Here is an 18,578-nt window from a genome sequence, read left to right on the forward strand (position 1 = left end):
CGTTTCTCTAAGATAATAAATCTTATCCAACAACAACTATCTTTGGTAGCACTTGTTGCCTGTTACACATCTTCACAGTTCAGTATAAATGCGATACACCTGCCTGGTACTTCTTTTGCTCCTGCTGCCCCGCGTTTTATTTGCACAGCAAATAAAGAACGACAGCATTACCATTGCCGTAGCGCCTGAGTACGATAAGGTGGGTAAAGTACACCGCTTTTTGTTTGGCGAAAACTACCGCAAGCTTTGGGCGGTGCCGGTTAAACTGCGTGTATTTCATCTGGATAAAGAAAAAGGCGGCCTTACCATCGAGCAAAGAGGCGGCGGTATGCAATCATCATCGTTAAGGTTGATAGATAAAACCGGGCAGGAATGGGTATTACGTACGGTGCAGAAAGATGCAGAGCGGGTGCTCCCCCCCAACCTGCGCAAAACAGTTGCGGCCGATATTCTGCAAGATCAGGTATCAACTGCTAATCCTTTTGCCTCGCTGACCGTACCGCCATTGGCCGAAGCTGTGGGGATACGACACGCTAACCCCGAAATAGTTTACATGCCCGATGATCCGGCCCTTGGCCAGTACCGAAAAGATTTTGCCAACAGGGTTTTCCTGTTTGAAGAACGACAGCCCGAGGATGCAGCTAAAACAGATAACACCAAAAAGGTACAGCAAAAGCTGCGCAGTGATAACGACGTAAGCTTTGATGCCAAAATAGTGCTGCGTGCCCGCCTGCTGGATATGATACTGGGCGACTGGGACCGCCATGACGACCAGTGGCGCTGGGAAAAGATAAAAACCGGCAAACAAACCAGCTACGTACCAGTCCCCCGAGACCGCGACCAGGTGTATTATAAAACATCGGGCGTGTTTCCGTGGATAGTATCGCACCAATGGCTTAAGGCCAAATTTCAACCTTATGACGAACATATCCGCGATATTAAGGCCTGGAACCTGGGCGGGCAATATTTTGACCGTTACTTTTTAGCAGGGCTGGATGAGAACGACTGGAAAGAGGAGATCAGCTACGTACAACAGCACCTTACGGACAAGGTTATAGAGAAAGCCTTTAAGCGGTTGCCGCCATCTATATACGAACTATCGGCGCCTGAACTCATTAAAATAATGAAAGCGCGTCGCGATAATATGAGCCTTGAGGCGTTGGAATATTACCGCTTCCTGTCGCAAATTGTGGAGATACCCACTTCAGATAAGCGCGACCAGTTTATCCTGAATTATGAAGATGACGGCAAACTGAACGTCACCATTAATAAACTCAATAAAGAGCACGAATCAAAACAGGTGACCTACCAGCGCGTGTTTGACCCAAAGGTTACCAAAGAAATAAGGCTTTACGGCTTTGATGGTGAAGATCTGTTCAAAGTAACAGGTGAAGGAAAATCACCCATAAAAGTGCGTATGGTAGGCGGCGGCGGTACCGATACATTTACTGTTGCACCAAATGTAAAGAACAAGGGCAACCTCTACATCTACGACCGCAGCGATAAAAAGAACATCTATCCCGAAAAAGGCTTGGCCAAACTACGTCTTGGTAAAGATAGCAGCGTAAACAGCTACGAAAAAGACAGCTACAAATTCGACAGGTTTGAACCCATCATCCTTGGGCAGTATAATAACGACTATGGCGTGTCACTCATAGGTGGTTTTGCCATCACCAAACATGGTTTCAGGAAAGGGCCTTATGCTTCGCGGAATGAGTTTTTGGTGGAGTATTCGCTGGCAAGGCATTCGTTCGAGATCACTTACAAGGGCGATTTCAGAAAGGCCGTAGGGAATAATGACCTGAAGATAAACGTCAAATCGCGCGGGCCGAATAACGTGAGCAACTTCTTTGGCATCGGTAACGAGACCACGTTCGAGAAAGACCACATTATTACCGATGATGACGGCGATGCCAAAAAGCCTATTGAATATTACCGCAACAGATATGATCTGGTTAACGCTGATGTGCGCCTTTCGCATACCTACAACAAATTAACCGTTAACGCGGGGATAGCAGGGCAATATTACACCAGTTCGGCAGATAATAATGCGGATAAATACCTGGCAGCTTATAATGCAGCCAATCCGCAGCAAAATGTGTTCTCAAACCGCGCTTATGCAGGTTTGGTAGCGGGCTTTGATTACGATACCCGCAACGGCCCCCGCCCTACCAAAGGCATTTACTGGACCACCAATTTAGCCGGCCTGCAGCAACTGAATGGCGGCAGCAACCGTTACGGCCAGGTGTTCACCGAGTTTAACTTTTACCTCAATCCCGGCGGCGATTCTACGTTCATCATCGCAAACCGCACTGGCCTCGGCACCACTATCGGTAACGCCGAATACTTTCAGCAGTTAAAACTTGGCGGCCTTCAAACCTTGCGGGGCTACCATACATGGCGCTTCACCGGTAAAACCATGGCTTATAACGGACTGGAGTTTCGGTTAAAGGCGCTTGATTTTAATTCGTACCTGTTCCCCGGCTCTATCGGCATCATGGGCTTTAACGATATCGGCAGGGTTTGGACACCCGGCGAAACCTCATCAAAATGGCATGATGGCTATGGTGGTGGTGTTTATATTAACCCGGCAGAGATGCTGTCTATACAGTTTTCAAGAGGATACTCAACCGAGGGCTCTATCAGCTATTTCTCGTTGAACTATAAATTCTGACAAGGTTTCGGTATAAAGTTTTTCACGCCAAAGGGTTCATTTTCAAATCAATTGTGCTAATTTTAAACAAACAATTAACGCACAGCACTATGCTGTAAAACCAGCAACCCTAAATTATCCTACCATGAGAAAACTACTTATCGCATTGTTAACCGTCACGGTAACAAGCGCCTCGGCACAACACTCACTTGAAAAGATCTGGCAGTCTGATTCTACCCTAAAAACGCCCGAATCGGTATTGGTTGATGCTAAAAGCAAAACTCTGTATGTATCAAACATCGGCGAAATGGGTAAAGAAAATACCGGTTTTGTAAGCAAACTGGATATGAGCGGCCGCGTAACTGCCCGCGACTGGGTAACCGGTTTAAATGCAATCAAAGGCCTCGGCCTGCACAAAAACATGCTTTATGCCGCCGAGCTGAATGCTGTTGCCGTAATTGATGTAACCAAGGCAGCAATAGTAAAACGCATCCCTATCGAAGGTTCAAAAATGCTGAATGATATTACCGTTGATGCCAAAGGCATAGTATATGTAAGCGATACCCAAACCGGTACGATCCACCGTATTGAGAATGGCAAGCCATCTGTTTATATGGAGAATCAAAAGAGCGTAAACGGCTTATTATCTGTAGGCAGCAACTTATTTATACTGGCCGATGGCTCACTGATAAAAGCTGATGCCGCTAAGAAAACCACTGTTTTAGCTACCGGTATTGAAGGTGGTGCCGATGGCATTGTTGAAGTAGCGCCAAATGAGTTTATTGTATCAGGCTGGCAGGGAATTGTTTACTACATTAAAGCTGACGGCACCAAACAGGTACTTTTAGAAACCCGCCAAAATAAACGCAGCACAGCCGATATTGGTTACGATGCGCAAACCAAAACGCTGTACATCCCAACCTTTGCAACAAATGTTGTGGATGCGTATAAGGTGAAATAATACCTATAGCTACCACAAGCGTCCCGCTCGTGGTAGCTATAATTCTTCGCTTATTTTTTGGCGGATCAACTTCGAAACAAATCACAGAGATGAGTAAAGCTTCAGAAAGCTCTTATCGGGATATAGGTAAAAACTGCTTTATCATACAACACATAACCTCAACGCTATTTTGAAATTATATTGATAATGACACGCGACACAAGACCCATCAGTGACAAAGACAAGCGCCAGATACTGCTGTTCAAGATCATATTGTCATCTGTTCTGATAATTGTCGTAGTCCTTATAAATCATTCCCTCGATGCTAACTTCGAAAAACGTCAGCAATTTCTTACAGCGCTCAATTTACAGATGAAAATTAAAATTCATGCTGTTAAACCCACAAACAACCACGGCATGGGGGTTGTTTACGGGCATCTGATCTCTTCAAATAAATCAGATGATTTTGCAGCGGTATATAACCAAACGGATACTTTTTGCAAAGTCGCGGGAAACCAGGTTCTTCTTATAACCGATTTTGACTTTGTGCAGCCTGATGACATTTTCGCGATCGATTCAAAAAAACTGAATTACAAGGTTTACAGGGATAATAAACTAAATCTCGAAAACAAGTTAACATTTACGCCGGATGCATCCTTATTTTCTGATATTGAAAATCAACGCCTTTTTGATTTCGATACCTATAAAAAGTTCAATCGTAAATAGTCGAAGACACCACAAGCGGGAAGCTTACTGTATCGATACTTTTTGACTTCTATCCTTTTGTAAACCGCTTCTTAAACTCCATAGGCCCCATACCTTCCAGTTTGTTAAAAAGCTTGTTAAAGTAAGAGAGGCTTTTAAAACCTACACTGTAGCAGGCTTCTGATACCGTAATATCTTTCAGCAACATGGTCATGGCTTGGTTTATGCGGTATTGGTTCACAAAATCGGTAAAGGTCATGTTGGTTTGGCGCTTAAAATAGCGGCAGAAGGCAGCAGTGCTGAGTCCTACCCTGTCGGCTATTACGTTTACGTCGGTCTGTTCCTGGTAATGTTTGTGGATGTAATCGTAAATGGTACTGATGCGCAGCTTATCGTTCAGATAAAGGCTCACGCTGGTATCATGGTCGTTCAGTTGCTCGCCATCATTGCTTAGGGCCAGTAGCTGGAAGATCTCCATCAATTTCATCAGCCGTTCAAAATTATCCAGTGAGTTTATCTCTTTCAGCATTTGCGCAGCTTTTGCCTTTGTTTCGCCTTTAAAAGAGATACCGTAGCGGGCTTTGCTGAACAACTGTTCAACCAGCGCAAACTCATCGGCACCGGCCAGCATCTTTTCAGGGAAATCCTCTTTTATTTGCACTACAATCTGATGGTACTCGGTCTGCAGCCCATAATCGAAATTTAGGTGGGGTACGTTGGAGCCTATCAGCACCAGGTCGCTATCCATAAAGTTGGAGATATGCTGACCCACGTGCCTTATACCGGTAAGGCCTTCAATGTAGATCAGCTCAAACTCGGGATGATAGTGCCAGTAGAAATAATTCTTTAAACTGGGCGAGAAGATCCTGAAAGATCGACCCGGCTCTATCAACACTTTTTCTTTCTGAATTTGCATCTGTTGCTTCTATTTGTAACGATACCGGAATTAAAAATTACAATATAGTCAATACAGAGCAAAAATTAGTCATTTAAGAATAAAGCAACGCTTGTTTATTGCAGCACTTTTGTATTGTTAACCAACAATAAACCAATTATGCAACAAGCAACCATGGCGCCTACAATGGGTAATACGGCGCATAAAGAGATTCCCGGCAATCCATCAACTGCTACCAGTAGTCAGCTTAAACTGAGAACAGGTATCGGCGATAAACCGCTGCAGGTATTGTCTGAAGATGATTGGAATTTCTGGATAGAGAACGGCTACGTAGTGATCAAAAATGCTGTACCGCGCGAACAGGCGCTAAAAACCGCAGCGTTTATATGGGACTTTGAAGGTAAAGATTCTAACGATCCTGAAACATGGTACACCGCTCCGTTATCAGAAATGAAGATGAAAGAACTCACCAATACCGGGATGGTTGAGGTGTACAATAACCAGGCGCTTTGGGATAACCGCCAGTGGCCTAAGGTTCACCAGGCGTTTGCAGATATTTGGGGTACCGAAAAACTTTGGGTTACTATTGACCGCGCTAACCTCAACTTCCCTATCCGCCCCGGCCACGAGTACAAAGGATTTATCCATTGGGATTACGACCCTGAAACCAAACCACAAAACGTACAGGGTGTATTGGCTTTGGCTGATCAAACAGACGAAAATATGGGCGGTTTTCAATGCATCCCGGAGTTGTTCAGAAATTACGATACCTGGAAACTATCGCAACCAGACGACCGCGATCACTTTAAACCCGATACCACAGGCTTTACCCCTACCAAGGTAAAAATGGAAGCCGGCGACCTGCTGATATTTAACAGCGCCCAGCCACATGGCATCCGCGCTAATAACAGTGATAAGGTGCGTGTGGCACAATACATATCTATGATGCCCGCCGAAGAAGACAACAATGATATCCGCGACTGGCGCATCATGTCGTGGAAGGAACGCCGTTCGCCTGAAGGTTATGCCTTCCCCGGCGACCCGCTGCAGAGAGAACAAAAGCACCCTGTTGCCAAACTGAGTACTTTGGGTAAGAAACTGTTAGGGCTTAAGGATTGGTAATATGCTGATTGATAAAACGCTTCGAGTTAAACCGGGGCGTTTTTCTTATATCATATCCAAACCTGCTGATGTTGCAAAATGGCCGGATTATAAGAAAGGTACTGTACAAAGCGTGGCCTGTCTGATCTGTTAGGACTGGCACCATGTGGCAGTGCTTGCTGCCATATTATAAGGTCGCCGGCGTTGGCGGCGATGGGTTGACTTCCTAAACCATTAAGGTTTTGGCTGCGCGGGTTGGAACCGGCAGGCAGCGACTGCAGCCAATCGCCAATTTTGTGCTGAAAACCCGGCACCAGCGTAAAAGCCCCCTGATGAGCCTCAGTATCGGTTAAGTAAATCAGTCCCTGCAGCGCAAACGGGATGGGCTGCTGTAGGCTTACATCCCAGTGCAACCCATCGCCTTTGTAGGGATGGGTTACTGTTGCGGGCGGGTTAAAGCCTACCCGATCTAACGAGGGCCAGATATCCGTGCGGTTCCAAAGCTGCTCAAATGCCCGGCGTATACGCAGGTTATCGCGGGTTTTCTGCAAAGCCGGATGCTGAAAAAGCTGTATCATAATCGCCTGGCTATTCTGCACATCGTACCAGGTTTGCGGATCATCTTTGTCAATTGCTGCAAAATTGCAGAGGGCATCAATAATGCTATTGCATTCATCTGCCGAAATGGCGTTTCGTAAGATGATGTATCCATCACGGTTAAAACCGTCCATCTCCTCATCGGTAAATATTTTGTGGATGGCTGTGGTGTTAGTGGTGTTGCCTGTTATTTCGTTATTAAAACGCTGTGTGGTTTCGGCTATCGGGGTTCCGGCAACAGTTGTTATCCAATCCTCAAAATCTTCAAAACTATTGGTTTGGAAAGTAGCCTTTATTCCCTGCTGAAGCCCCACCCCTACTGCAAATAAAACAGTTTTATCTAACTGCACTTCTATGCTGGGTATCTCAACACCATGGGTACCGTTTTTGGTCTTGTACCAAAAGCGTTTTAGGTGCATTATTCCAAGCTTTCCGGTTTCGGTTGATGGCGGCAGTGCGGTTTGCATAATCGTGATAATCAGGTTATGCAATATCTTAAAAAAATATCATACTAAACACAAATGGCGTTTTTCTGTTAAATTTAAGTACCAACCTTAAAACATTACCTATGACAACCGAAGAGTATAAAGCACAATTTAATGAGGATGAAGCGGTAGGCTGGCTGGCCATTGATAAACCTTTAGAGCAACTGTACCCCAATCAGGAGCCTCAGCATTACGCACCCAACCTGCATTTTATAGCCGGCGGCACCGAGCCGCTTGATGGCATAAGCGTTTACAAAAGCGACAAGCAGGAGCCGCATTTTCACTACGTTACTTACGGCTTCTCAGACTTGTATTATAACCCCGAACAGGCCGGTAAAGATTTCAGCAAGTATGGTTTTGAGCTTACCTTTCGCCTTAAGAAAAAAAGCGACGATGATAACGTAACCTGGGCCTGCAACTTGATGCAAAACCTGGCTAAATATGTGTTTAAGTCGGGAAAATGGTTTGAGGAGTATCATGTGATACCTGCTAACGGCCCCATCCGTTTAGATTATGATACTGATATTGTTGCCGTAGCCTTTGTGTTAGACCCCGAACTGGGCGAGATAGATACCCCAAACGGCCATGTACAATTTCTGCAGATGGTGGGGTTAACTTCTGCCGAGTTTGACGCCTTTAAAACCAACCCCACTTTGGGCGAAACCGAAAAGATCATTAACCTGCTGCGCGATGGCAATACTCTGTTGATCACCGATCTGGACAGGAAGACAAGTGTGCTATAAGAATACCAATGCGTATTCTGCTAAAAATAAAAGGACGGCATAACGCCGTCCTTTGTTATTCATATCGTTTCGGTTTTACCAGCCGCCGCCACCGCCACCGCCGCCACCACCGCCGGATGAACCACCACCGCTGCTCCCTGAGCTCCAGCTTGAACTGCCCGACGAACCTGAAGATGACCCTGTTGAAGTTGAAGGCGGCGTAATAGACACCGAATTATAAAAACTGCTGGGTACCGAATAAGCAAACCTGCGGTAATCATCTTCGCCGGTGTACCAGTCGGGTTCATAACCAGCGGCATCAAGCACGGCGCTGAATTTATTGCCCCAGGCATTTTCTAATCCTAAAGCTATGGCATAAGGCAAAAACTTTTCAAACACCTGCGGGGTAAGCTCGGGCGGGTTAAGCAGGTTTAAACGGTTTTCTTCGGCGGTAGACAGGTATAATTTAAAACCATCAACCTGGCTTTTTATCTCAATACCTTCAAACGTTATATTTTTAATGGCTTTAAGGAAAACGATGTACATAACTACCATCCCCAATATTACCACCATAGTTACCGGCGATGAAAACCCGATAAGCAATACGGCCATCACCAAAGGCACACCGCCAAAGATGAGACCAAAAATTATCATGATAATACTCCCCCCTATTGAATCTTTAAAGCCTTTAATGCCATTGATAAAGAACGATACCCCAAAAGCAATAAATGGCAACAGGAAGAGTAGAAATAATGGTTTGCCTTCCCCTACACTTATCAGGTATGCAATAAGGGCGATCACTGCAAAAACCGCCATCCATATCGAAAAACGCGAATTGCTTACAAAATAGTCGGTAAGTTTTAATTGCGATACCACGCTATCGCGATGATCTTTACGGGCAGCGGTAAACTTGCGGGCGTTTGATGATGTGGTTTTGATAGATTGCTGCTTTGAAAATATCTCGTTAAAAAAAGCCCGTTCTTCATTAGCAAGGCTGTCAGTATCTTCAGTAAGCTTTACAAACTGGTATTCCTTACTCCCCGCATCTGTGGCGTTTATTTTTACCGTTTTCTTAACCGCCATATTGATGATGGATATGGCTGAGCCTTTATCATCATAGCCTTTCCTGTCAAAATAACGCAGTAACGCCGGCGACCAGCCTTGCGGAATATGGAAAGTGGGCACCACAACAGGTTTCACCGGGTCGCGGCCGTATTTGTTCCATAAGGCATAATAAATACCCGCGAAGATCAATAGCATAGCGGCACCGGCAATTACGTTAAAGTAATCCTGGTACATTAGTTCCCACTTGCCGGGGCGTTTGATGATGCCTGCCGTAAATGCCGCTGCAACGGTAAAACCTTCGCCCTGGTTTAGTTGATGGGCGGCTTTAAAGGTAACAGAGCCATCTGGGTTAAAATTACTGTTACAGTCGGTTGCTGTAGAGCCGCTAACACCTGTATAGCAAGATACATTGCCACCTTTAGCTCCACCGGGAAAAGTAATTGTAGCAGATGCCTGCTCAATATTAAAGTCCCAGTCGTTACCGGTTACGTTCCAATAAAGTTCGTCGTAGCCGTCAAAAAAACCTATATGTCCGCGGCTTTGGTAGGTAATGGCGTATTCATAAATACCTTTTTCCAAATAAACATCTGCACTGCCTACATAAATATTACGGTTGCCACTTTCCTCTTTAGTTTTGTATGGCTCTTTAACATTGTTCTTCTTAACGTCGGTTATTTCAAAATCAACTTTTTTACTGGTACCCAATCTATCGGTACGGTAAAGCGGGATCTTACGCAGTAATCCGTGCTGTATTCTATCGCCGGCGGCATACACTTTTATATGCTCAGTAACCTTAACCAGCCCGGTGCTGTCAATACTGATATCCGAATGGAAATTAATGATCCGTTCCGTTTGCACGCTATCTTGCGCAAAGGCATGCAGCCCCAAAAACACCAGACTGCAGATGATAAGGGAGATTCTTTTTATCATGTTTAGGTTTTAGAAAGAAACGGTTGGATTTTCGCGCTGTGCGGAGTTATCTATCTCAAAGAAAGTACCTTTCTCAAATTTGAACATACTGGCCACCACATTACCGGGGAAGCTTTCAATAGCGATGTTATTCTCGCGCACCGTACCATTATAGTAACGGCGGCTCATCTCCAATTCGGTCTCAATATCGTTAAGGCGGCCCTGCAGATCGCGGAAGTTTTCGCTGGCTTTAAGATCAGGATAGTTCTCAACAGAAACGAGCAGTTTACCCAAAGCCGGGCCAAGTTCTTTCTCAATACCTATCTTTTGTTCAACAGATGTAGACTGAAGTGCTTTTGTACGTAATGAAGTTACTTCCTCAAGCAATTGCTTCTCATGCGTGGCATAACCTTTAACCGTGTTTACCAGGTTGGGGATAAGGTCATACCTTTTCTTAAGGCTCACATCAATACCGCTCCATGCTTCCTGCATCATGCTGCGTTTGGTAACCAGGCCGTTGTAAAGTGAGATAATAAAAAAAATGGCGATAACAATTAAGCCAATAAGGATGTAGGCAAGTGTCATAGTGATTGTTTAAAGTTCAGTTATTAGATAACAGTAATGGAGGCAATATGTTTGTTTTGAGCTTTGTCAAACATATCTACCATTTACAGGTGTTATATATCTTTTACGTTGCGGGTTCAATCTCTAAAAGGTCAAAATCGTACCAAAATGTTGTACTACATTTTAGTAGACCCTCGCGCTATAAGGGTTGAGGGTATCTCAACACTTTCATCGGCAAGCAACAAACTGCTGTTTTTTAAAGCCTTTAACAATGCCCTTGCCGCTGCCCTGCCCATTTCAAATGCTGGCTGATTAATGGTACTTAAACCCGGATCAAATATTAATGCCGATGGCTGGTTAGAGAAACATATCACCTTTACGTCTCTTGGTATATTGATATTCTGGTCTCTGCATGCGAGGTAGATCTGGATGGTTAGTTTCTCAACTGTGGCAATAATCCCATCCGGGCGATCCGGTTGGCTCATCATCGCTTTAATTATCTCATAATTTTGAGCTGCATCTTCGTTACAATCAACTACCCGGCAAAAAACTCCATTTAATTGATGCTCTAAAACAGCTTTTTGAAACCCCTTGGCCCGTTCTGATGTAATAGACAAATTGTTTGATACTGATAACAGAACAATTTTACGGCAACCGGCCTGGATCAAGTGTTCTGCAGCGAGATAGCCACACTCAAAATCGTTGGTCGTGATTTGTGCGGTTTCAATCTCGGGGCAAACTCGGTCAAAAAATACTACGGGCAATTGCTTGTTAAATTCGCGGATGTGATCAAAAGTACCGGTCTCAACCGTTACCGACATTAACAGACCATCTACCCTGCCGTTAGCAAGTTCTTTCAAGATCGCCTTTTCACGCTCCAGTTTTTCGTGTGTGAGGTAGATGAGGGTATGATAACCGTGTGCCAAAGCAACTTCTTCGATACCGTTCAAAGCCAGCGAAAAAAAGCTATCGGCCACCTCGGGGATCACTACGGCTATGGTTTTGCTTTTATGGCGGCGTAAACTACCCGCGTAGGCATTGGGAACATAGTTAAGCTCTTGTGCCAGTTGTAAAACTTTTTGCTTTGTTGCAGGGCTTATTTCATGGCTATCTGCTAATGCCTTTGAAATAGTGGCAGTAGACAGGTTGAGCTTCCCGGCAAGCATTTTAATAGTAACGGTAGCCATATCTATGTAACCGGTGCCCCGTGAACCGACGCACAGCATTTGGTTTATATGTGCAAAGTATCAATTTTACTTAATCGTTTAAGTAAATTTTATGCGGCTTAAAGAAAAATACCGGGTTTTAATTGTTCAATTTAGTAGTAAACCAATTGTAACATCGAAACCAAAAACCACCAATACCTGGTTTCATACTTAACGCTATTATTATGAACGCTACAAAGAGCACTTTAGCGGGCGATAATATTTCGCCACTTGCCGACCTCGATGAATGGGAAGATGATATATTACGCCGCTACCCCGACCCGGCATCAATAAATGAGGATAAAAAAGAAGAGGACTTTAGGAACTACCAGGAAACTGAGAAAGATGGCGTAAGAGAGTTTTATCGCCTTAACCATCATTACCAAACGTATGATTTTGTACTTCAGCATAAAGCAAAATACCTCGCGTTCGATAAAAAAGAAATGCCTATATGGGATGCCTTTGATTTCCTGAACCAATTGGTTGACGACTCTGACCCGGATACAGATCTGGACCAGATGCAGCATCTTCTGCAAACTTCTGAAGCTATACGCAATGATGGCCACCCCGATTGGATGGTGCTGGTTGGCCTTATACATGATATGGGTAAAGTGCTATGCCTTTTTGGCGAACCACAATGGGCTGTTGTAGGCGATACCTTCCCGGTTGGATGCGCTTTTTCTGACAAAATAGTTTACTCAGAATTTTTTAAAGATAACCCTGACTACAACGACCCGCGTTACAATACCGAACTGGGTGTTTACACCCGCAACTGTGGCTTAAATAATGTGCACATGTCATGGGGGCACGATGAATACGTTTACCACATGATGAAAGATTATATTCCTGAGCAAGGCTTATATATGCTGCGTTATCACTCATTTTATGCACAACACCGCGAACAAGCTTACAACCATCTGATGAGTGAGCATGATCATAAAATGTTTGAATGGGTAAAGTTGTTTAACCCTTACGACCTTTACTCAAAAAACCCTAACCAAAAAAGCTGGGAAGAGCTAAAGCCTTACTACCAGGCTTTGGTAGCTAAATACCTGCCACCAACGCTGAGATTTTAGAAGCTTATATGATTGATTTAACAAAGCCGCCAAACTGCGTTTAGCGGCTTCTTCATTTCTTTAAAAAATGTAGCCTTGATTTTCAAATCATTACACCATCCGTCAAAAACTTTCAAAAAATCAGAGTTAGCTTTTTGTTAATTGGCTTCAAATGCGTAATATTGCGCCTCGAAAATAACCAACATTTTCAGCGCCTATAGCTCAGTCGGTTAGAGTAGAAGACTCATAATCTTTTGGTCCCTGGTTCGAGCCCAGGTGGGCGCACTGAGAAAGCTTAAATGCTTTAACCCTGTAAATCAACAATTTACAGGGTTTTTTTATTTTTCTACACCGTACTTCAATCAAGGGAGGATTGTCATTAACTCAATTTACAAAGTACTTATTAATTTGAGAATAAGATACATTGCCTTCTGCGCTGCGGGTAGCAACCCGCCAATAATAAGTTGTTTTACTTGTTGCCGGAACAACCAAGTTGTTTTCAGAAATGCCTGTTTTAAACAGTGGTGGCGTTGAACTGGTACCCCAATATAGATCATAGTTCAAAATATTTCCGTTTGCAGGTGCATTACCTACCCAAGACAAATCGACATTCCCGCTGCTGATAACAGAACTATTGGAAGGAGCGATCAAATCAGCCGGAAAGGGTGCATAAGACGTTACGCCAGGCCCGGCGTTGTAAAACTTCCAGGTTTCACTTTTCGCGGTTGCACCGGAAGCCGACGACTTAGAGATCAAAGTCCAAGAATATGGTGTGCCTTTAATGAGAATTATCGAGGCTTTATTTTCCTTAGTGCTTTGCGTTGTGGTTAAACCGTCGGTCAGGTTGGTTACTAACAGATCATAGCTGGTAGCATTTAACGCAGGTTTCCATGTGAATTTAACCGAACTTTGCGTTTCACTAATTTCAGTTCCTGTTGTACAAATCTCATTTTCACCTGGCAAAAGCATAATCGCGGCAACAGGTTCATTATTGCTGTTTGGCTTGGTATCATTGCCACTTTTTCCGCACCCTGTAAGTATAATGAACGGTATAATAAACGTTAAATATTTTTTCATTACTTAGTGACCTTAAATATTTTTTTTACCCCGTCAATGGTCAAATAAAGTGCATAAACACTTGTTTTTAGATTGCTAACCTCTAATTGGATAACACCAGTTTGATTGTCGAAGTTCTTTTGATATACCAGTTTGCCATCCGTTGCATCATACAATGCAATAGATACTTTTTTTACGAGTGCAGTGCCAACATTTACATTTAAAATATCCCGGAAAGGAACAGGATAAGGACTTACTATCCCTGAAAGATTGATCGTTTTTTCAAAAAGCCCCTGGCAATCCCTATCGGTGGTAACCATAATTCTGTTATTTCCGCTATTTAAAGGCAGCTCTATAGCTCTGTTTCGAGTAGTATAAATTGAACCGTTAAGATCAATCGTATAAGCTGAACCACCATCAAGTTCAAGACTTACGGTTTTATACTTTTCATTAACGGTTGAGAAAACTACCAGGTCTTTAGGTTCACTTATTAAAATATCATAACATTGTTCGCGGTCCGGCTGTTCTGCCGAACTGATGCAAACCCGGTAAGTGCCCGCCGCAAGATCTTTGAATTTTGCAGTATTATCAAACTTCAGCTCCTGGTTTACATTTTTTGCAGTTAGTTTTGCAGTGTAGCTAAACTTTTGGGTAGCAGTTATGCTGATAGCTCCATTGCTGGTGCCTTTACATGTTGCGCTTATTGCTGATATTAAAAAATTATCATTGGGGAGACTACTCTGTTTAATATTGTTTTTAAAAATGGTAACGTTATCGCCAATATAGTTAGTTACTACAAGTTCCGGCGCCTGATCGCCGTCAAGATCTGCGGCAGCAATACTCCCGGGCTGAAAGTCGCTGTCATAATCAATTCTCTGATCAAAATTTATAAGGCCGTTAGAACTTGTATTTTTAAAAACAGATATTGCCTTTTTATTTGCCTCACCAATATTTGCAGTAGCCAGGTCTAAAAAGCCATCCCCATCAAGATCGGCCGTGCAAATGGCGTATGGTTTTTTTGCGGTTGCGATGTTTATTGCCTCTGCAAACTTAACATCATTAACGCCGCTGGTATTTCTGAAAACAGAAATGGTATTGGCGTTCTGATTGATAACTATGACGTCTGGCTTTCCATCATTGTCAATATCGGCTATTATCGGTTTGGTGGCGCCATCACCGGCCAAAAGATTTTGTGATAAATTTGTTCGTTCAAAAGATACTTGATTGCCATTACTTGTATTCCTGAAAACGGCTAAATATCCTTTAGGACCCGATGCTGTGTACGTTTGCATTATAACGGCAATATCCGCTTTGCCATCACCATCCACATCGGCAATGGCTGCACCACTAAATTGATTCTCTATTTCAAAAATAAATGGTTCCTCAAAATAGCTATAACCGCTCCCTGTTCCAGCGTTTCGGTACAAAGCAAATTGAAGGCCGGCGTTAGCCATCGATAAAAAATCAGGCTGACCATCACCGTCAATATCACCGGTGGCGGTGGTAAATGAATAATAGGGCTGCTGCACATATTGCTTGTTAGGCATAAATGTGATACTACCCGGGGTACTTGTATTTTTCAGAATGCCTACAGGGCCTGTGGGTAACAATAGGTCTGGTTTACCATCGCCGTCCAAATCTTCTGCTTCTACGCCGTATGAGGTCATATCCGTTTCAGTTTGTGTAGCAAACGAAAAACCATCTTTGCTACTTTGGTTCACAAAAATAGCATCGTTCACAAGTATGTCTGCCTGCCCGTCTCCATCCATATCTTTTATATCGATAGCAATGGGAGAAAGGCTTTTCTTACCAATTCCGGTTTTGTTACTAAATGTAGTTGCAGTAAAACTGTTACTTGATTTAAAGGTAACAATAAACATGTTTGCTGCGTAGGCAGTGCGCTGTTTGGTAGTTACCGTAATGATAGAAGATGTTGCATTTACAGGCACTTTTACCGTAAGTGTGCTATCATTTGCGCTGAGCACCTGGCCTGCTACCGCCCCAAAATAAACAATATTCTGTTGGCTTGAGGGAGAAAAGTTTTTACCCTTGATTGTTACCGATGATGAAACATCGCCCGCATGTGGGGAAAATGATTGTATAATTGGGGGGCCTGCCAGATATTCAAATTTTTCGATAGATGTACTGCCGTTAGGCGTAGTCACCGAAACATTGCCCGAGCCACCGTTTCCAACAACTGCATTGATCAAAGTTGGGGAGATAACCTTGAAAGAACTTGCTTTAACCTGCCCTATCTTAACATCTGTTGCATTAGTTAAGTTGAAACCTCTTATAGCTACCTGTGTACCTTTAGCCCCAACAGCAGGAGATATGCTATTTATTACCGGATTTGCCTTCTGATCGTCGCTGCTATTTGTACGAACGAATACTTGTGAATTAAGATAACCATAAATGATATCTCCGTTTTGCGCAAAAGCAACCGAATGCACGTATGTTCTCAGAGGCAACATTTGCTCGCTATTGACCGCTATCCATTGGCCTTTGTCTAATTTTCGTATCTGCGCTGAATAACTAATAGAGCCGTCTGCTTCCGTAAATGCAAGGTGCAGTTCCCCAAGCGGGTTGTAAAATAATTTTGGAAAAAATTCTCTTTTGAGAGAATTGCTTGTTGTACCTGCTGTTTTCCAACTGTCATTTGCAAATGCATCTACCTGGATCCGATTGGTATTTTTATTTGAATAGGCCAGGTAGGGCATGCCATCCGGAGTTATCAATAAACTGATATCACTTGCGGGTTCTGTGAAATTTTTGCTACCCAAGTATTCCCAGGAAGTGCCGTTAAAGCGTTTTACATTCGCTTTGCTGGTAATATTATCTATGAAAGCAATGTAAGGCACATTGTTTTTATCTACGACCAGGTTCAAACTGCTGAGTGATGCGTCTGCAACATCGCCTTCGCCAACAAATTGCCAGTTGCTGTTGCTATACTTTTTCACCGTAAACCTTTTACCGTATCCGCCATCAGCAAATGCTACGTAAACCGTTCCGTCTGGCGCTATGGCTATTTTAAACTGAGCCCCACTGTACGGCGAAATATCAGACCCCAATTGTATCCACGATGTTCCGTTATATTTTTTAACAACACAGCTAAATTTGCTTGAATCCTGGTAAAGTACATACGGCAAACCGTCGGGCCCGAGATCCATATCCAATTCTGACCTGACAACGCCTGCTACCGATAAAGTAGGGCTTCCGAAATATTTCCATTCGCCCGAGATATATTCCTTTACTGAAAGTTTTCCTGAATTTAGATCATCAGTATAAGCAGCGAAGATCTTGCCATTCTTGTTGGTTTTGATCACTACATTTTTTGAGCCTTGAACTGATATATCACCCATCCCTACGTCTATCCATTTTCCGCTGCTAAACATTTTCACCACTGCTTTACCACCATAGTTATTGTCCTGGTAGATAAGGTATGGGGTGCCATTTTTTGCGATCGTAATGTCAGTAAACCGAGCCTCGCCCGTTATTAGCGTAGAGGAGCCAATAGCAGACCATTGACCATTACTATTCAGTTTTTTTACAGTCGCCCTGTTTTTATCGCCCCCATCGCGAAAAGCAAGGTAAGGAAGATCATCTGTCCCTATCGCAAAGCTAATGTATCTGGCTTCGCCTTTTGAAAGATCTGGCGGACTGACAACGGCCCAGGCATTATTGCTGAACTTTTGCACCACCACAGCCCCGTTGGCAGTTGAATCGCAGTAAGCAACATAGGGAGTACCTGCGCTGCTTACAACTAACTTTACATCTGCTGCCCGGGTATTGCTAAAACCGTCTTTACCTATTTGTTCCCATTTACCTGCTACAAGTTTCTTTGCCGATACTCTATTCTGGTTTAAAGGTGCAGCATAAGCAGTAAATAGCGTACCATTCTTTGACATTGCTATCTCACCTAATGCTGCTCCGCCTGAAACATTGTCGACATCGCCCGCAGAGACAAATCCATTTGTGAATTTCCTGATCCTGAAACCTTCGCTGTAAGGCAGTGTGAATTTTAAATAAAGCGTATTATCAGGTGCGAATGCCAAAGCCGGATAAACGCCGGTTTCATTGCCCATCCTTACCCAATTGTCTCCTATTAGTTTTCGCACTACACCCGATGGGCCAGGTAGCATATGTGTAAGATACGGGATGCCGTTGTTATCAAACGTTATCTTTGGATAATAACCGGCAACAAGGGTGCGGCCAACCTGTACCCATTTAGTGCCATCAAATTTTTTAACGGTAATGGAATCTTTCGTCCCCTCGTAGAAAGCGATGTAAGGGACGCCATCAGGAGATACAGATATACTATTGTAAGTGGAGAGCTCCAACCCGGGCGTATTGACTTCATCTTTCCCGAGGGCCTTCCAGGTTTGAGCTAACAGCAGATTTGGAACTATTGCAAAAAGCAATAACGTGAGAACTATGTAAGGTTTAGTCATATCAATAATTGACATAAAAATATGTAAATTAATTGATTATGCTATAGGCTTATTAATGAAATAAGCCGTCAAGACAGTTCAATCGATTATTAACGTTCTATATCCACCCCAAATTCCGGATAAGAAAGTTTGAAAGGCTCTGTCTGTTTTTGAAGGCGATGAAAGTTAATAAAATGTA

13 protein-coding genes and 1 tRNA gene are annotated in these 18,578 nt (G+C 43.5%); 7 read left to right on the plus strand and 7 right to left on the minus strand.

Going from position 1 to position 18,578, the window contains the following annotated elements; translation table 11 throughout:
* Positions 1 to 88: 88 nt before the first annotated feature.
* The 3 genes from D0C36_RS04345 (at position 89) to D0C36_RS04355 (ending at position 4,319) form a co-directional block, all read left to right on the plus strand.
* A complete protein-coding gene (locus tag D0C36_RS04345) occupies positions 89 to 2,674 on the plus strand; it encodes a BamA/TamA family outer membrane protein (protein ID WP_117390331.1) in 2,586 nt (861 codons plus the stop codon).
* Between the two features lie 124 nt (positions 2,675 to 2,798).
* Positions 2,799 to 3,614, plus strand: coding sequence for an SMP-30/gluconolactonase/LRE family protein (locus D0C36_RS04350; protein WP_117390332.1), 816 nt, complete (start codon positions 2,799 to 2,801; stop codon positions 3,612 to 3,614).
* Between the two features lie 351 nt (positions 3,615 to 3,965).
* Positions 3,966 to 4,319: a hypothetical protein gene (locus D0C36_RS04355; protein ID WP_117390333.1), complete on the plus strand. Its 354-nt coding sequence runs from the start codon at positions 3,966 to 3,968 to the stop codon at positions 4,317 to 4,319.
* A 49-nt stretch (positions 4,320 to 4,368) separates the two neighbouring features.
* Here the strand turns inward: D0C36_RS04355 and D0C36_RS04360 are convergent, their stop codons facing one another.
* On the minus strand, positions 4,369 to 5,214 hold the full coding sequence (locus D0C36_RS04360) for an AraC family transcriptional regulator (RefSeq protein WP_117390334.1): 846 nt from the start codon (positions 5,212 to 5,214) through the stop codon (positions 4,369 to 4,371).
* Between the two features lie 138 nt (positions 5,215 to 5,352).
* On the opposite strand from D0C36_RS04360, the gene D0C36_RS04365 reads away from it, so the two are divergent.
* Positions 5,353 to 6,315 (plus strand): phytanoyl-CoA dioxygenase family protein, encoded by a 963-nt coding sequence (locus D0C36_RS04365; protein ID WP_117390335.1) that lies wholly within the window; start codon positions 5,353 to 5,355, stop codon positions 6,313 to 6,315.
* Between the two features lie 50 nt (positions 6,316 to 6,365).
* Here D0C36_RS04365 and D0C36_RS04370 read toward each other — a convergent pair whose 3' ends face one another.
* A complete protein-coding gene (locus D0C36_RS04370; RefSeq protein ID WP_117390336.1) occupies positions 6,366 to 7,358 on the minus strand; it encodes a phytanoyl-CoA dioxygenase family protein in 993 nt (330 codons plus the stop codon).
* A gap of 101 nt (positions 7,359 to 7,459) precedes the next feature.
* Between D0C36_RS04370 and D0C36_RS04375 the strand changes: the two genes are divergently transcribed.
* Entirely contained in the window at positions 7,460 to 8,119 is a 660-nt protein-coding gene (locus D0C36_RS04375; RefSeq protein ID WP_117390337.1) for a suppressor of fused domain protein, read from the plus strand.
* Positions 8,120 to 8,194: 75 nt separating this feature from the next.
* Here the strand turns inward: D0C36_RS04375 and D0C36_RS04380 are convergent, their stop codons facing one another.
* The 3 genes from D0C36_RS04380 to D0C36_RS04390 form a co-directional block, all read right to left on the minus strand.
* Positions 8,195 to 10,093, minus strand: coding sequence for a DUF2207 domain-containing protein (locus D0C36_RS04380; protein ID WP_117390338.1), 1,899 nt, complete (start codon positions 10,091 to 10,093; stop codon positions 8,195 to 8,197).
* A 9-nt stretch (positions 10,094 to 10,102) separates the two neighbouring features.
* Entirely contained in the window at positions 10,103 to 10,657 is a 555-nt protein-coding gene (locus D0C36_RS04385) for a LemA family protein (RefSeq protein ID WP_117390339.1), read from the minus strand.
* 155 nt (positions 10,658 to 10,812) lie between these two features.
* Positions 10,813 to 11,823, minus strand: coding sequence for a LacI family DNA-binding transcriptional regulator (locus D0C36_RS04390; protein WP_117391369.1), 1,011 nt, complete (start codon positions 11,821 to 11,823; stop codon positions 10,813 to 10,815).
* 203 nt (positions 11,824 to 12,026) lie between these two features.
* On the opposite strand from D0C36_RS04390, the gene D0C36_RS04395 reads away from it, so the two are divergent.
* The gene (locus D0C36_RS04395) at positions 12,027 to 12,917 is read left to right on the plus strand and encodes an inositol oxygenase family protein (RefSeq protein ID WP_117390340.1); all 891 of its coding nucleotides are present in this window, start codon (positions 12,027 to 12,029) and stop codon (positions 12,915 to 12,917) included.
* A 190-nt stretch (positions 12,918 to 13,107) separates the two neighbouring features.
* Positions 13,108 to 13,181, plus strand: a tRNA-Ile gene (locus D0C36_RS04400).
* 99 nt (positions 13,182 to 13,280) lie between these two features.
* On the opposite strand, the gene D0C36_RS04405 is transcribed toward D0C36_RS04400, so the two are convergent.
* Both D0C36_RS04405 and D0C36_RS04410 read right to left on the minus strand, forming a co-directional pair.
* Positions 13,281 to 13,973, minus strand: coding sequence for a hypothetical protein (locus D0C36_RS04405; RefSeq protein WP_117390341.1), 693 nt, complete (start codon positions 13,971 to 13,973; stop codon positions 13,281 to 13,283).
* Positions 13,973 to 18,400 (minus strand): FG-GAP-like repeat-containing protein, encoded by a 4,428-nt coding sequence (locus tag D0C36_RS04410; protein WP_158557073.1) that lies wholly within the window; start codon positions 18,398 to 18,400, stop codon positions 13,973 to 13,975. The genes D0C36_RS04405 and D0C36_RS04410 overlap by 1 nt, the downstream gene beginning before the upstream one ends.
* Positions 18,401 to 18,578: the final 178 nt, after the last annotated feature.

The sequence above is a fragment of the Mucilaginibacter conchicola genome, assembly GCF_003432115.1.
In the GTDB taxonomy this organism is placed as follows: Bacteria; Bacteroidota; Bacteroidia; order Sphingobacteriales; family Sphingobacteriaceae; genus Mucilaginibacter; species Mucilaginibacter conchicola.

Coding starts and splice junctions, on each gene's coding strand:
- D0C36_RS04345 (WP_117390331.1), top strand. CDS start 89: ATGCGATACACCTGCCTGGTACTTCTTTTGCTCCTGCTGCCCCGCGTT.
- D0C36_RS04350 (WP_117390332.1), top strand. CDS start 2,799: ATGAGAAAACTACTTATCGCATTGTTAACCGTCACGGTAACAAGCGCC.
- D0C36_RS04355 (WP_117390333.1), top strand. CDS start 3,966: ATGAAAATTAAAATTCATGCTGTTAAACCCACAAACAACCACGGCATG.
- D0C36_RS04360 (WP_117390334.1), bottom strand. CDS start 5,214: ATGCAAATTCAGAAAGAAAAAGTGTTGATAGAGCCGGGTCGATCTTTC.
- D0C36_RS04365 (WP_117390335.1), top strand. CDS start 5,353: ATGCAACAAGCAACCATGGCGCCTACAATGGGTAATACGGCGCATAAA.
- D0C36_RS04370 (WP_117390336.1), bottom strand. CDS start 7,358: ATGCAAACCGCACTGCCGCCATCAACCGAAACCGGAAAGCTTGGAATA.
- D0C36_RS04375 (WP_117390337.1), top strand. CDS start 7,460: ATGACAACCGAAGAGTATAAAGCACAATTTAATGAGGATGAAGCGGTA.
- D0C36_RS04380 (WP_117390338.1), bottom strand. CDS start 10,093: ATGATAAAAAGAATCTCCCTTATCATCTGCAGTCTGGTGTTTTTGGGG.
- D0C36_RS04385 (WP_117390339.1), bottom strand. CDS start 10,657: ATGACACTTGCCTACATCCTTATTGGCTTAATTGTTATCGCCATTTTT.
- D0C36_RS04390 (WP_117391369.1), bottom strand. CDS start 11,823: ATGGCTACCGTTACTATTAAAATGCTTGCCGGGAAGCTCAACCTGTCT.
- D0C36_RS04395 (WP_117390340.1), top strand. CDS start 12,027: ATGAACGCTACAAAGAGCACTTTAGCGGGCGATAATATTTCGCCACTT.
- D0C36_RS04405 (WP_117390341.1), bottom strand. CDS start 13,973: ATGAAAAAATATTTAACGTTTATTATACCGTTCATTATACTTACAGGG.
- D0C36_RS04410 (WP_158557073.1), bottom strand. CDS start 18,400: ATGACTAAACCTTACATAGTTCTCACGTTATTGCTTTTTGCAATAGTT.